The following is a 15,140-nucleotide window of genomic DNA, read 5'->3' on the forward strand; positions in this document are numbered from 1 at the left end:
GCTTCGAAAAGCTCGGCCCGAACGGGCGTTGGTGCTCGGGTGATCTAAGCCAGCCCATTGTCCCTCAACGCGCGGGTGATGAGAGGGGCGAGCGCTGCCTTGCTGGTTGGTCCATCGATACTGTCGCTGCTGACGATGCGGTCGATCCCCTGAGCGGCCATGAAGGCCAAATCGTCGGGATCGGCGAGGCAGTGGGTGGCGATGGCTTCGACGGAAGTGGCGCCCGCTTGGCGCAGCAATTTTGCCGTCTCCGCCAGTGTGCGGCCGCTGGAGATCATGTCATCGACGATAATGGCGCGGCGGCCCTTTGCGCGCTCCACTTCTGCAATGGTCAGGCTAACTTGCCGGTCGCCAAGGCGCTGCTTCGTGGCGATCAGCGTTTCGAGGCCGAGCGGTCTAGCGATCGCTTCCGTCCATTGGCGAGATTCGCTGTCCGGGCCGATGATGATCGGGTTGTCCTTGGGATCGATCAGCGCCGCGAGGAGGGGGGCTGCGGACAGGCTGAGGGCCGGGATGCCGGGAATGGCTTCAGACAAGTTCGCGACGCGGTGAAGGTGTGGATCGACCGTGACCAAGCCATCGAAATAGCTGGCGAGCAGGCCGCCTATGACTTTCTGGCTGACCGCTTCGCCGGGGTGGAAGGCTTTGTCCTGCCGCATATAGGCGAGATAGGGCGCGACGAGGATGACGCGTTCCGCGCCGCCGTCCCGTGCGGCGGAGGCGGCGAGCACGAGTTCGATGAGCTTGTGGTCAGGGTTGTCGAGCGAACGGTAGAGGATGACGGTCTGCGCCGACGCGGGGATGCGGATCAGGGATTCATTATCAGGGAAGCGATGAACGGTGACTTCATGGACTGGAAGGTCGAGCGACGCGCCCAGCCTGCCCGCCGCCGCCATGCTATCCACGAAGGCAAGGATGACCGCGCTCACCGTGTCACCTCATAGCCGGAGTCTTCCGTCGCCAGATCCCGCGCGAAGCCTAGCCCTGTGCGCGACTGGGCGTGGATGCGGTAGAGCGCCTGGCCTTTGCGCACCTGCGCGCCGACCTTGTGCAGCAGGTCTATGCCCGCGCCCTTGTCCATGGGCGCACCGGCAAGACGGGCGATGCGCGCGATGCGATGGCAGTCGATCGCGCTTACCCGCCCTTCCTGCGTGGCGAGCACTTCATGGATATGGTCGCCGAGGGCAAACTTCAGCGGCTGTCGCCCCTGCGCGTCGATCAGCCGTTCCATGGCGGCGAGCGCCTTGCCCGAAGCGAGCAGGTCCATCGCCCGCGCATAGCCCCGGCCGCCGCGCAGCGCAGGATCAAAGTCGAGGACGCGGCCCGCGAGGAACAACGCATGTTCGCGAAGATCCTGTGGCGCGTCGGCATCGCTGCGCAGCACGGCCATGACGTCGCGCGCCTCCAGCACCGGGCCGACGCCACGGCCCACGGGCTGCGATCCGTCGGTGACGACGATGTCGATCACGAGGCCGATCTTGTCCGCCACATGTTCGAACAGCTTGCGCAGCCGAACGGCGTCATCCTGCGTGCGGACCTTGGCGGTAGGGCCGAGCGGTATGTCGAGGACCAGATGCGTGGACCCTGCGGCCAGCTTTTTCGACAGGATGGAAGCGACCATCTGATCGAATGTGTCGATTCGCAGCGGACGTTCGACCGAGATCAGCACATCGTCGGCGGGTGACAGGTTCACCTTGCCACCCCAGGCGAGCACGGCCTTTTCCTTCGCAACGATCGAGCGCATCGCCTCTTCGCACAGGTCCACATTTGCCAGCACTTCCATGGTGTCGGCGGTGCCGGACGGGGAGGTGATCGCGCGCGACGATGTCTTGGGCATGATGAGGCCGTGCGCCGCCACGATCGGCACCACGATCATCGACGTGCGGTTGCCGGGTATGCCGCCGATGCAATGTTTGTCGACGACGAGCGGGGCTTTCCAGTCGAAGCGGTTGCCGACGTCGGCCATGGCGCGGGTGACGGCCAGGGTTTCCTGCGTGCTCATGAACCCGGCGCAGGCGACCAGGAACGCGCCGATCTCCATCGGTGAATAGCGGTGGGCGGCGATGTCGCGGATGATGGCGGACACTTCGTCATCCTGAAGCGTGTCGCCGTCAATCTTGCGCCGGACAAATTCGAGGCTGGGCGGCGGCATCGCCTGTTCGATCGCGACGGAGGCTCCTTCGGGCAGGGCGAGCCGCCGGAAGGCCTGCTCACCCAGGCCAATTTCCCCTGGCTTCAACATCGCGAGTTCATCCACCAGCGCGAGAGTGGCGAGAATTTCGGCAGTGCCGTCGCTTATGCGAATCTTGCGCAGGGCCTGAAATTGCTCGGCCGAATAGCCGTTACTCTCGCGCAGCAGGAAGGCGGTGTTTTCCGGGTGGGTGTCGATGGCGAGGCGCTTGATCGTCAGCATGGGGGGATCAGCTGCCGTCGCCCAGCTGCGGCGGAAGCGGGGTGCCGTGCAGTTCCTCCGCGACACGGGCGCAGATGCTCGTCGCTCGTTGGCGCACGCGGGCAAGATTGTCCTCGATGAAGTCGGCAGGCGCGCCCTCCACGACATTGCCGATGTGCAGCGCCTGGGTCGAATGCATGGCGAAGGCGCGGAACAGGTAGGTTCCGGCCAGTTCGCGCAGCGCCTGTGTCTGGCCTTGCGCTTCCAGCCATTCCTGCGGCGCGCCTGAGGTGGTGATGGCGCACAGATGGCCGTTGTCGAGCAAACCTTGGCCAGCCCCATGCTGGACCTGTCCCACGGTCGTTCCCGCACCCAGCACCCGGTCGATATAGCCGACCAGAATGGCGGGCGGCATACCGAACCAGACGGGGTAGACAAAGGTGGTGACATTGGCGCCGCACATGATGGCGAGTTCCGCCTGCACGTCAGGGGAGAGGCGGAAGTCGCTGCGGTCCGGGCGCTCCTGTGCTTTCAGCACCGGATCGAAATTCATGGCGTAGAGGTCGCGCAGGATCGCCTGCTGGCCCGCCGCTTCGACCGCCTCGCAATAGGTATGGGCGATGGCGGCGTTGAAGCTGCGGGGATCGGGATGGGCGAGCACCACCGCGTGACGGATGGGAGACAGGGGATCACTGGGCATGGGCATGTCCCTCATTTGGCGGACTGGCGCTGCTTCGCTTCTTGATAGGCGTCGAGCACGCGCCGCATCTGCGCCAGCGCTTCGCGGCGGGCGCGCTGGCTGCGGATGCGGCCGAGATGCTGTTTCAGATGGGTGATGAAGTCGGCATAGTCATTCTGCCAGTCGGGGCCGCTAAGCTGCTCCATGTCGATGCGGCCCGTCTGGATGCGGCGGGCGGCCTTGCCAAGTTCCAGCGCATAGACTTCGCCGATCTGCGGGGCGATGATGCTGGCTGCGGGGTCGTCCCCCTGCGTCAAGGTGCGTAGCGACGCGACGGCTTCGGGTTCGCCATGGTCGAGGAACAGGCTGCCGCTGATCGGCCTGCGCGCGCTGATCCAGCTGTGCAGTTCATCCCGGTCTGCATGGGCGGAATAGCTGTCGATCCGGCGGATGCGGGCGCGGACATTGACGTCCTCGCCCGAAATGCGCACGCGCTCGGCGCCGTCGAGCAGGACGCGGCCGAGCGTTCCCTTCGCCTGAAAGCCGACGAACAGGATGGTGGAATCCCGGCGGAACAGATTGTGCTTCAGGTGGTGGCGAATGCGGCCTGCTTCGCACATGCCCGACGCGGCCATGATGATCGCGCCGCTGATTCTGTTCAGGCGGATCGATTCCGCCACATCCTCTACATAGTGGATGGACGGATGGCGGAAGACGTTTTCGCCCCCGGTGTCCTCCAGTTCCGATGCATGGGCAGCGAACACCTTTGTCGCGCGGCTGGCAAGGGGGGAGTCGACGAAGATCGGTACGTTGGGAATACGGCCGGCGTCGGCCAGCTTGGCGAGGTCAAGCAGCAGTTCCTGCGTCCGTTCGAGCGCGAAGCTGGGGATGATGAGGTTGCCGCCGCGCGACAGGGCGTCCTTGATCTCCGCCTCCAGCTGGGTGCGGCGCTGTTCGATGGTGAACTTTTCCCGCGTGCGGTCGCCATAAGTGGCTTCGCAGACCACATGGTCGATGCCTGACGGGGATTGTGGGTCAGGGTGAAAAGCCTTGTTGATCGGGCCAAGATCGCCAGACAGGAGGAGGCGCATGCCTGCTGCCTCTATCTCCACCGAGGCAGCGCCCAAAATATGTCCGGCGTTCCAGAAACGGGCGCGAAAGCCGGGGGCGGGATCGAACCATTGGCAGAGTGGCGTTGGACGGGAGAGACGCCAGGCATTGATTGCGTCTTCTTCGGTATAAAGCGGTTCGAAACGGCTTTCGCCCGCCCGGTCGCGGCGGCGGTTGCGGCGATCGGCTTCGCTTTCCTGGATGCGCCCGGCGTCGGCGAGCATATATTCGAGCAGGTCGGAGGTGGCCGGCGTGCACCAGACCGGCTTGTCGAACCCTTGTGCCGCGAGTTTGGGGAGCAGGCCGCAATGGTCGATATGGGCGTGGGTGAGGACGACCGCGTCGATCTTGCCCGGGTCGAAGCTGAATGCGCCATGGTTCAGCGTTTCGAGGGTACGCGATCCTTGGAAGAGGCCGCAGTCGATCAGGATGGCCCGTTCGTCCAAGCGCAATTCCATGCAGGAGCCCGTGACGGTGCCAGCCGCGCCGTGAAATGTCAGGGTCATGGCAGGGCTCACGCCGTCTCTCCGTCTTGTTGCATTCAGGCTACCATGAATAGACCAACGGGCGGGGGAGGCAGTCCGTAGTTATACTGATGGGGCGACGCATCCGTATCTTTCCTAATGTCGCGGGGTTGAGCGCCTCCGCACAGTAAGCGGATGAGTAGCCAAGCACCAACGAAGCCGCCCCAGCCTCTCAAGGATGAGGTGATCCTCTGGTTCGACGCGATCGGAAGGGGCGATGTCGGCCGGGTGGGCGGCAAGAATGCCTCCCTTGGCGAAATGGTTTCGGTGTTGGGTGGCGCTGGCATAGCGGTGCCGCCGGGCTTTGCGACCACGGCGTCGGCCTATCGCGCGCTGGTGGAGCATAACCGGATCGGCGATCGGTTGGCGGGCATCGTGGCGCAGTATCGGAGCGGCGCGATGCCGCTGCATGATGCGGGCGAGGGCGCGCGGCGGCTGTTCCTGGACGCGGAGTTGCCGCCTTCCGTGGCTGAGCCGATCCTGGCGGCCTATCGGGAATTGTCGCGCAAGGCTGGCAAGCGCGAGGCGGCGGTGGCGGTGCGGTCAAGCGCGACGGCGGAGGATTTGCCGGACGCGAGTTTTGCGGGGCAGCAGGAAAGCTTCCTGAATGTCGTGGGCGAGCGGGCGCTGCTCGACGCCTGCCGCCGCTGCTTTGCATCGCTGTTCACCGATCGGGCGATATCCTATCGCGAGGCCAAGGGCTTCGACCATTTGCAGATCGCGCTGTCGATCGGGATACAGGTCATGGTGCGGTCGGACCTTGCAGGGTCGGGAGTCATGTTCTCGATTGACACGGAGACAGGCTTTCCGCGCGTCGCGGTCATCAGCGCGGCCTGGGGGCTGGGCGAGACGGTGGTGCAGGGGCGGGTCGATCCGGACAGCTATATGGTGTTCAAGCCGTTCCTGTCGGACGGGCGGCTGAAGCCGATCGTCGAGGAACGGGTCGGAGCGAAGGCACAGAAGCTGGTCTATGCGACCGGCGGCAGCGCGCGGACGGAGCTGGTCGAATGCAGCCGCCATGAGCGCGAGCATTATGTGCTGGAGGACGAGGAGATATTGGAGCTGGCCCGCTGGGCCGTGCTGATCGAGCGGCATTATGGCTGCGCGATGGACATGGAATGGGCCAAGGACGGTGAGAGCGGTAAGCTGTTCATCGTGCAGGCGCGGCCCGAAACGGTGCATGGTTCGCGATCCGCGACGGCGCTCAAGACTTGGCGGCTGACGAGCAAGGCGCCCGCACCGATCGTCACCGGGGCGGCGGTGGGCGATGCGATCGCTTCGGGCGCGGCCTGCGTCATTCGCAGCACCGATGACATTGCGAACTTCGTCGATGGCGCGATCCTGGTGACCGACAATACCGATCCCGACTGGGTGCCGGTGATGCGGCGCGCGGCGGGGATCGTCACCGACCATGGCGGGCCGACCAGCCATGCGGCGATCGTCAGCCGCGAACTGGGCGTGCCCGCCATCGTGGGAGCTGGCGATGCCACCAGCCGCCTAAGCCCCGGACAGGAGATCACCTTGTCCTGCGCGGAGGGCGATCGCGGGCATGTCTATCCCGGCCGCCTGCCCTTTGTTGCCGAAGAGGTTGAGACCTCCAGCCTGCCCACCGCGCGCACGGAGCTGATGCTGAACGTCGCAAGCCCGGCCAGCGCCTTCCGCTGGTGGCGGCTGCCCTCGCGCGGCGTCGGGCTCGCGCGGATGGAGTTCATCATCAGCAATCTCATCCGCGTCCATCCGATGGCACTCGCCCATCCCGATCAGGTACAGGATGCGGCTGAGCGCAGGGAGATCGAAGCCCTCACCAAGGGCTATGACCATCCGCGCGACTATTTCATCGAGACGTTGGGTCGGGGCATCGCGAAGATCGCGGCCGCGCACCACCCCCATCCGGTGATCGTGCGGCTGTCCGACTTCAAGACCAATGAATATGCCCATCTGCTGGGCGGCGGCGCGTTCGAGCCGCATGAGGAAAATCCGATGCTCGGCTTCCGGGGCGCGTCCCGCTATTATCATGAGCGCTATCGGGACGGCTTTGCCCTGGAGTGTCGCGCGATCCGCTTTGTGCGGGAGGCGATCGGCTTTGAAAATATCGTCGTGATGATCCCCTTCTGCCGGACGATCGCCGAAGCGGACAAGGTCATCACCGAAATGTCGCGCCACGGCCTGATGCGGGGTGAGCGAGGGTTGCAGCTCTACATGATGGCTGAAATTCCCGCCAATGTGGTGCTGGCGGAGCAATTCGCTGCCCGGTTCGACGGCTTTTCGATCGGGTCCAACGACCTGACCCAGCTGGTCCTTGGCGTCGATCGCGATTCCGATCTGCTCGCGCCGTTGTTCGACGAGCGGGATCCGGCGGTGATGCATATGATCGCGGATTTGATCGCTCGTGCGCACAAAGCGGGGGTAAAGGTCGGAATATGCGGGCAAGCGCCGAGCAACTATCCCGACTTCGCCGAATTTCTGGTGCGCGAAGGGATCGACAGCATATCCTTGAACCCGGACAGCTTCGTGGCGACGCTGAAATGCGTGGCTGAGGCGGAAGCGAAGCGAGCAGCCCCTGGGACGTGAGATGGCCGCCTCTGCGCGACCTGAGCTGACTGGCCTGTCCGCCTCGCAAGTGCGGGAGAGGATGGCGGCCGAAGGGCCCAATGAGCTGCCAAAGCCAGCGCGGCGCACGCCGTTCAGGATCGCGCTGGAGGTCCTGCGGGAGCCCATGTTCGCCATGCTGCTGGCGGCAGGGGGCATCTACCTGCTGCTGGGCGACAAGGCAGAGGCTTTGATCCTGCTGGGCTTTGCTGGTCTGTCCATCTTCATTACCATCGTGCAGGAGGCGCGCACGGAACGAACGCTGGAAGCGTTGCGCGACCTGTCGGCGCCGCGCGCGTTAGTGATACGCGATGGGGAAGCGCGACGCATAGCAGGGCGCGAGGTGGTGACCGGCGACATATTGGTGCTGGATGCTGGCGACCGGATTGCGGCGGATGCGCTGCTGCTGGAAACGCAGGCGCTGGAAGCGGACGAATCCCTGCTGACCGGGGAAGCGGTGCCTGTTGCCAAGCGCGCGGCGCAGGCGCGCGATCCCGAACAGGCGGAGCCAGGCGGGGACCATACACCCCACCTTTTTTCTGGCGCCATAGTCACGCGCGGCAGTGGGATTGCGCGCGTCACCGCGACCGGCCTGCGCAGCCGCATCGGTCAGATCGGGCGGTTTCTGGAGACTTTGGAGACGCAGGTTCCGCACCTTCAAAAGGAAACGGCGCGGATGGTGAGCCTGTGCGCCGCGGGCGGCGTGAGCGTGGCCCTGCTGGTCGTGCTGCTTTATGGTTCTCTGCGCGGTGACTGGATGGCGGCGCTGCTGGCGGGGATCGCTACCGCCATGTCGCTGTTGCCGGAAGAATTTCCAGTGGTGTTGACCATCTTTCTGGCAATGGGCGCGTGGCGCATCGCGCAGGTGGGCGTGCTGACCCGGCGGGCATCGGCGATTGAGGCTTTGGGGGCTGCAACGGTCCTGTGCACCGACAAGACGGGGACGCTGACGCAGAACCGGATGACCGTGACGGAGCTTTGGCTCCCGTCGGGAGCGGCGACGGGCATTGGCGAAGGAGCGCCGCATCCTGACTTTCATGACTTGATCGGGGCGGCGGCGCTCGCGAGCGCTCCGGTGCCGGTCGATCCTATGGAGGTCGCATTCCACAGCATCGCCAGGGAGACCCGACTTCCCGCCCGTGCGGACTGGCAGCTGGTGCACACGAATGCTCTGCGCCCTGACCTGCTGGCAATGTCCAATGTGTGGCGGTCATCGGGAGAGGGAGAGCCGTTGACCGTGGCCGCCAAGGGCGCTCCAGAAGCGATCGCGCGGCTGTGCCGCCTCGATACGGAGGCGCGTCAGGCTCTTGACCAGGCGGCGCAGGCTATGGCGGCGCGCGGCATTCGCGTTCTGGGCGTCGCATCAGCCCACGCATCTGGCGCTGATCTGTCCAAGGGGCATGAAATGCATGATTTCACGCTGCTGGGGCTGGTTGGCCTGTCCGATCCGCTGCGGGCTGGCGTGACAGAGGCGGTCGCCCAGTGCGGCGCAGCCGGAATCCGGGTGGTGATGATCACTGGCGACTATCCTGTCACCGCACAGGCGATCGCTGCACAGGCGGGGATCGGGCCGGGTGGGATCATGACGGGCGATGAGGTTAGGGCGCTGTCCGATGCTGACCTCTGCGCGCGGGTGAAGCATGTCGCGATATTCGCCCGCACCATGCCGGAACAGAAGCTGCGCATCGTGTCGGCGCTCAAGGCTGCGGGCGAAGTGGTGGCGATGACAGGGGACGGGGTCAATGACGCTCCAGCGCTCAAAGCGGCCGACATCGGCATCGCCATGGGTAAGCGCGGTACGGATGTGGCGCGCGAGGCGGCGGCCATCGTGCTGGTGGAGGATGACTTTGGCGCAATCGTCGTGGCTATCCGCTTGGGCCGCCGCATCTACGACAATATCCGCAAGGCTATCGGCTTCATCTTCGCCGTGCATGTGCCGATCGCCGGGCTAGCCGTTTCGCCGCTGCTGCTGGGCCTGCCGCTCCTGCTGGGGCCGATCCAAATCGCGCTTTTGGAAATGATCATCGATCCGGTTTGCGCGCTCGTTTTTGAAGCCGAACGAGAAGAAGACCGCATTATGCAGCGGCCGCCGCGTAATCCGACCGAACGCCTCTTTTCGGCAGGGCTGGTCCTCCCCAGCATCTTTTATGGCGGGATTGCTTTCGCGCTGCTGTTTGGACTTCAGTTGGGCGCGACATACTGGGGATTTGCGCCCGATCGGGTGAGATCGCTGCTTTTCTTCGCACTGGTCGGATCCATCTTGGCGCTGGTGCTAGTGACCCGTTCCTTCAGTACTTCGCTGAAGGTAGCACTCCGGCGGAACAATGCGTCGCTGAGCTATGTTGTGGCTGCCGTGCTGGCCGCTTGCGCATCGATTCTCTGGCTGGCGCCGCTGCGCCGCATTCTCCACTTCTCTGCGTTCCAATTACAGGATCTGGCCTTCGTGGTTCTGCTGCCGATTGTGCTTTTGAGTTTGTGCGAAATCGTCAAATGGCAGAGGGGAAGGTTTGCTTGGCAGCGATAGCTTCTTGCAGGCCAGCGATGACGCAGTCGTTGCGCTATCGCAGTGCTGCGTGTCCGTCGTCAGAACATTTGGCGCAGGTGTCTGCGATGCTGTTGCTCAGCATGGTCGCGGCTGGGCGTTGCACTATGTCTGCAACGGGGTCAGCTGGGGCCTGACCGGTCCTATGATCCCGCCAATCCGCAGCAATTGGCCGAGTTCCGGGCGATGATGCATCGGCTGGCAAAGGCGGCGGTCGCGCCGGAGTAAGACTTTCTGGCGTAGGCGCAGGTGTAGTCGTCGGCCTGGCCCGTCAGGTCAGTGCGTTTCCGCGCGCAGCCGATCCGCCAACTGCTCAATTTCGAAAGGCTCCAGAATCCAGGTGCGGGTCTTCCGGCCCACGCGATGGATCGGCTGGGTCAGGAGAACGCGGGCCTGTTCGCGCGCATGGGGCTTGAATATCGCGAAATGCTGGGCGCAGTCACGAATGGTTCCGATGAGAGGCGCCCGTCCTTCAAGGTCGATCAACGTGGCGGGCTGATCCCAGGGGATGGCGGACGTGGGATGGTCGGTCATGGGGCAACTCCGGGCTGACCAATGGCGCCTATCGGTTTCGGACAGAAAATGGAAAGGCCAAATCAACTCTCGCTGTGTCGGCTATTGGGAAGGCAGATGGCTGAGCAGCCGGAATGAGGCTGCTCATGGGCCAACAGCATCCTTACGCTACCCTGCGGGCTTTCTGAATTTGAGTGTCATCCGGTCGCTTTCGCCGATGGCGAGATATTTCGCCGTGTCCATATCGCCATTGCTGAGCGTGGGAGGCAGCGTCCAGACACCCTTCGGCCAGTCCGCCGTATCACCGGGGTTGGCGTTGATTTCCGATCCGCCGACATATTCAAAGCCTGCGGCCTCGGCCAGGCCGCGAACGGTCGAGGTCTTGAGATAGCCACTTTTCTTTTCAAGCGCGCTGTCCCGATCTTCGGGCAAGCGGTGATCGACGATGCCCAGCGTCCCACCGGGCTTCAGAAGATCGTAAAAAGCCTTGAAGGTCGCCGCCTCCGTTCCTGCCATGACCATATTGTGTACATTGCGGAAGGTGAGCAGCGTATCGACGCTGCCGGCCGGGATCGTGGTCGTCTGTTCCGGGTAGGGAACCAGCTTCACCTTGTCATAGACATCCGGCTTCGCGGCGAGAAACTTCCGGTAGCCGTCGAGATAGCGACCCGATGGCTGGAGCGCATATAATGTCCCCTTTTCGCGCAGCAGGGGGGCGAGGATTTCGGTGTACCAGCCGCCACCCGGACTATATTCAGCAATCGTCTGGTCCGGCGTGATACCGAAAAAGGCCAGTGTTTCAGCCGGGTGGCGATATTTGTCGCGCGCCGTGTTGGTGGCGCTCCGGCTTGGCGCGGCAACTGCCGCCGCTATCGGATCGGCCTTCTGCGGCATCGTGTGGCCCTCATGCTGCGCGGCGAGGGGCAGGGCGGGGACGGCAATGGCGGTCAATAGCAGGCACGTGCGCGCGAGACGGTTCATCGGGGATCCTCTCATTCATCGGCGATCACACTGATGTGCCGCCTGCGTCGGCGAAGCGCAAGCGTGCGATGGCCTGCCCTGCCTGCCTATCGAGTTTGTTCAGGGGCTTGACGGGGTTCAAGGGCACGTGCCGCCCCGGCAAAGACCTGTCGTCCAATTGCAATGCGACCCGGCATTACTGGCCGGTCTGCGCATGGGGCGCTGCAACCCCTTTCGACTCTGGCGACTCCCGTTGCCGCAGGAAAATCGACAGGACCACGAGCACCGCCGTCGAGAGAAACTCGCTTTGCCAGTTCTGGAAGGATTCGAACCACAGCTGCGGATCGCCCAGATAGGCGAATGTGGTAAGCGGCTGCTCGCCATGGGCGAGCGCTTCTTGTGCTGCGGCGCGGGCGCTTTGCGTCCAGTGGATGATGAAGGATATGACGAACAGGATAGCCAGCGCCAATCCCAGCGAGCGGGCATAAAGGGCTCGCCAAAGCGGCCCTCGACGCAATATGCGCGGGGAACCGGGCTTGCTCGCCTGAAGATCGAGATCTTCGTCACGGGCGGGGCCGTCCGGATCCTTTGATTCAGCCGAACCACGCTGGATAAGGAACGCCGTCAGCACGACATAGGCCGACATCTGGAGAAATTCGCTTTCCCAATTCTCGAACACGCTTGAGAGGAATTCGGGGCTGAAAAGATAGGCAGCGGGGGAAAGGACGGTTTCGCCGTGACGCTGCGCATCTTCCACCTGGACATGCCAACCCGCGATCCATTGCCCCAATATGGTACCGGCGAACAGCAGCATCAGGACGATCGTCAGTCCATTGTCTCGAAGCATGCGCATTGCGCTCTCCCGTCAGTTTTCGAAGTGAAAACGCCGAAGGGATTATAATGGCTCCGGCCGCCTATGCGGTCGCGCCCGGGCGCAACCCCATCATAACGTCATAACGTCATCCACCCGATAAGGCTCGCGCCCGCCGCCGCCATGGCGGCCAGAAGGGGCATGGAGGCCCTGATCCCGCCATGGCCCCAGCCGATGACGATGGTAATGACCGCCTTGGCGAACGTGTTGGCGAGGACGGCGGCCCCCAGGATCAGCCCGGCCGTGCGGTCGTCGAGCAGGTGAGCGGGAAGCCCCGCCATCGTCATCACCGCCGCATCCACGTCCGAAATGCCCGTGAGCGTCAGGACGACCGCCATGCCCTGCTGTCCAAAATGCTCCAACGCCCATCGCGCGGCGAGAGAAAGCGCGGCAACGAGGGCGGCCAGCAGCAGCGCAGGCGTGAAGCCCAGCGGATTGGATATCGCGCTCCCGTCACTCGACTTCCCCTGCGCGCGCCAGGCGATCAGGGCGAAGGCGACCCCCACCAGCGTGGCCGGCGCCATGGTCAGCGCCAGCGTCGGCAATGCGCGGGGGACGAGGGCGAGCGCGACAAGCTGAACCCGCACGAACATCACGATGGATGCGACCGCAATGCCAGCGGACAATAGAGAGCGCCCATCCGGCTCATCCCGCAGTCGTCGGGCATAGTCGGCGGTGACTGCGGTAGAGGAGACGATGGCGCCGGTCAGCGCCACCGCCAACACGCCCCGGTCGCGGCCGAAGCGTCGCGAGACAGCGTAACCGGCAAAGGACAGTCCCATGACGAAGACCACCACCATCCAGATTTTGCGGGGGTTCCAGGCGTCATAGGGGCCGTAGGCGGCATCGGGCAGCAGCGGCAGGATGACGAGGGAAACCAGCAGGAAGCGGGAAACGCCTTCTATCTCGCTCTCGTCCATTCCCCTGAGCAGGGCGTGCATCGATTGCCGCGCGCTGAGGATCGCAAAGATCGCCGCGCCGGTGGCTAGGCCAAATGTGGGCGAGATCCGCGTTGCGCAAAAGCCTGCCGCGAACGTCAAAAGGCCCGCGACTGTCGTCGTTGCGGACAGATGATCCTGATCGATGGTTCGGGCATAGCCCACGGTGAGAATGGCCGCGATCCCGGCACCCAGAATGGCGGCGATCATGTCCGGCGCGATCCCGCCAAGTCCGCCCAGCAATCCTATCAGTCCAAATGTGCGAAAGCCCGCAACCCTGCGGCCCTTGCCGAAATCCCGTTGGGTCCAGCCACGCTCTAGCCCCACCAGCAATCCAACGGCGACGGATGCGATCAGGGAAAGATATGGATGCGCGATGTCGAACATGACGTCACCGCGTCCTGACGACGGTTTTGCTGATCCGGTCGTCCAGCATCGAAATCTGTACATCGGCGGCTGTCGCTGCCGCCAGCAGCGCCGACGTCAGCGGCGAAAGCGCAATAAGGTTCATCCCCCCTTCATAGCATCATGAAAGGATCATTGCGCGATCGCATCGACCTGCTTCATCCGGCTTGCTTTGAACCCACCGGTATCTGGCGCGGCTTCTTCGCCTCCGTTGCGAGACGGGGCACCGATACCTTCAACAATCCTTTTTCCAGATGAGCGCTGGCCTTGTCGGGGTCAGCCTCGAACGGAAGGGCGAAGCGGCGCAGGAAGCTGCCCTGGCTGCGTTCGATCAGATGATAATGTTTCTTCTCGTCCTTTTCCTCGCGCTCTTCCTTATGTTCGGCCTTCACGGTCAGGACGCCTTCCTGAATGTCGAGCGAGACGTCCTTTTCGTCGAAGCCGGGCAGTTCGGCCGTCAGTTCCAGGCCGGTTTCGGTCTCCGCGATGTCCACCTTGGGCAAGAGAAAGCTCTTGCCGTCACCGCTCTGCGATGGCCATCCGCGGCCCAGATCATCGACCAGACGGTCCATTTCTTTGCGAAAATCACCAAAGGGATCGAAATTGCCGCGCAGCAGGTTGCCCCGGCCAAAGGGAATGAGGGAACGATAGTCAGCCACAGTCCTTCTCCTTTATTCCATTGATTTATTTGCCGAAGATCAGACGGTCCCGCTCGTCGAGCGATCCTCCTTGCCAGATCTTGCCGTGCAATTTTCGGCCAAGGGGCTGTCCGCTTCTATAGGTAGAGTTACGCAGGCACGGCCCGCCTGGGCCGCACCGGGTGGTTCAACCCAGATCACCCTGCAAAATGGCGTTCATCATCACCCAGAACCATTGGGAACGCGTCAGATGCCAAAGCAGGGCAAGGAGGCGCCACCAGAATAAAGGCCACTCACCAGCAGGGCCAGGCTCCCGCCGATGGTGATGCCCAGATTGTAGATCGCCATGGCGCGAGACAATTGCGCGGGCGGGTTGGCGTCGCTCAGCCCGCTGTGCGCTGACGGTCGTGCGGCCGCTTTTTGCCGACTACGGCATCGATATCCAGAATATGTTTGCCAGCGCAAAGTGCGGATCAACCTATCCCGATCGGCACGGGCCATAACCGGACTGTTCCGTTCAACCGGGCGAATGCACCGTTAGACAGAAACATATTGTCATCTCACAGGCGCTCCGCTTGGGAAATTGACGGGGGCAAAGTGTTTTGGGAGAATTTGATGTCGCAGCCTTTAATGAAAATAGCCCCTGTTCTCGTGGTTCTCGTCGGCTCCCTGGGCCTGGCGGGCTGCGCGACAAAGGGGTTCGTGCGTGAGCAGGTTGCCACCGTGAACCAGCGGGTCGATGCGCTCGACGCGAGATTGCAGGCTACCGACGGCACCGCAAAGCAGGCTTTGGCAGAAGCGCAGGCCGCGTCTGGTCAGGCTCAGAATAACGGCCAGCGGCTGGATCAGCTCAACGCCCGTGTCGATGGCGTCGAACAGAGGCTGCAGGAAACCCGCCGCAAGCGCGCGCGTAACTGACAACTGCGATCTTTCGCTGCCTTCGGGCAGGGATTGCGTGCCGGCGCCCTTCTGGGGCGTC

At 63.6% G+C, this 15,140-nt stretch carries 12 protein-coding genes; 3 read left to right on the forward strand and 9 right to left on the reverse strand.

Translation table 11 applies throughout. The annotated features are described in order from the left end of the window. Positions 1-44: 44 nt before the first annotated feature. The 4 genes from K663_RS05085 to K663_RS05100 are packed head-to-tail and all read right to left on the reverse strand — an operon-like array spanning position 45 to position 4,639. Positions 45-929, reverse strand: coding sequence for a ribose-phosphate diphosphokinase (locus K663_RS05085; RefSeq protein WP_062114907.1), 885 nt, complete (start codon positions 927-929; stop codon positions 45-47). Further along, a complete protein-coding gene (locus tag K663_RS05090) occupies positions 926-2,413 on the reverse strand; it encodes a thymidine phosphorylase family protein (protein WP_062114910.1) in 1,488 nt (495 codons plus the stop codon). Before K663_RS05090 ends, K663_RS05085 begins: the two co-directional genes overlap by 4 nt. Before the next feature lie 7 nt (positions 2,414-2,420). After that, positions 2,421-3,092: an NAD(P)H-dependent oxidoreductase gene (locus tag K663_RS05095; protein ID WP_158511155.1), complete on the reverse strand. Its 672-nt coding sequence runs from the start codon at positions 3,090-3,092 to the stop codon at positions 2,421-2,423. Positions 3,093-3,103: 11 nt separating this feature from the next. Beyond that, on the reverse strand, positions 3,104-4,639 hold the full coding sequence (locus tag K663_RS05100) for an MBL fold metallo-hydrolase (protein WP_201026696.1): 1,536 nt from the start codon (positions 4,637-4,639) through the stop codon (positions 3,104-3,106). 201 nt (positions 4,640-4,840) lie between these two features. On the opposite strand from K663_RS05100, the gene ppsA reads away from it, so the two are divergent. Further along, positions 4,841-7,276: a phosphoenolpyruvate synthase gene (ppsA, locus tag K663_RS05105; RefSeq protein WP_062114920.1), complete on the forward strand. Its 2,436-nt coding sequence runs from the start codon at positions 4,841-4,843 to the stop codon at positions 7,274-7,276. 61 nt (positions 7,277-7,337) lie between these two features. After that, positions 7,338-9,818, forward strand: a complete 2,481-nt coding sequence (locus K663_RS05110) for a cation-translocating P-type ATPase (protein ID WP_235589524.1) — start codon at positions 7,338-7,340, stop codon at positions 9,816-9,818. A 294-nt stretch (positions 9,819-10,112) separates the two neighbouring features. Here the strand turns inward: K663_RS05110 and K663_RS05115 are convergent, their stop codons facing one another. The 5 genes from K663_RS05115 to K663_RS05135 all read right to left on the reverse strand — a co-directional run bounded on the left by K663_RS05115 (position 10,113) and on the right by K663_RS05135 (position 14,182). Then, positions 10,113-10,370 (reverse strand): hypothetical protein, encoded by a 258-nt coding sequence (locus K663_RS05115; RefSeq protein ID WP_062114926.1) that lies wholly within the window; start codon positions 10,368-10,370, stop codon positions 10,113-10,115. Between the two features lie 147 nt (positions 10,371-10,517). Then, positions 10,518-11,330 (reverse strand): class I SAM-dependent methyltransferase, encoded by an 813-nt coding sequence (locus K663_RS05120; protein ID WP_062114929.1) that lies wholly within the window; start codon positions 11,328-11,330, stop codon positions 10,518-10,520. A gap of 175 nt (positions 11,331-11,505) precedes the next feature. After that, a complete protein-coding gene (locus K663_RS05125; protein ID WP_062114932.1) occupies positions 11,506-12,162 on the reverse strand; it encodes a DUF6766 family protein in 657 nt (218 codons plus the stop codon). A gap of 98 nt (positions 12,163-12,260) precedes the next feature. Further along, complete coding sequence (locus K663_RS05130) at positions 12,261-13,505, reverse strand: MgtC/SapB family protein (RefSeq protein WP_062114935.1); 1,245 nt, start codon at positions 13,503-13,505, stop codon at positions 12,261-12,263. A 176-nt stretch (positions 13,506-13,681) separates the two neighbouring features. Then, a complete protein-coding gene (locus tag K663_RS05135; RefSeq protein ID WP_062114939.1) occupies positions 13,682-14,182 on the reverse strand; it encodes an Hsp20/alpha crystallin family protein in 501 nt (166 codons plus the stop codon). 594 nt (positions 14,183-14,776) lie between these two features. On the opposite strand from K663_RS05135, the gene K663_RS05140 reads away from it, so the two are divergent. Then, the gene (locus tag K663_RS05140; protein ID WP_062114942.1) at positions 14,777-15,079 is read left to right on the forward strand and encodes a hypothetical protein; all 303 of its coding nucleotides are present in this window, start codon (positions 14,777-14,779) and stop codon (positions 15,077-15,079) included. Positions 15,080-15,140 lie beyond the last annotated feature (61 nt).

Source organism: Sphingobium sp. MI1205 (assembly GCF_001563285.1).
Classification (GTDB): Bacteria; Pseudomonadota; Alphaproteobacteria; order Sphingomonadales; family Sphingomonadaceae; genus Sphingobium.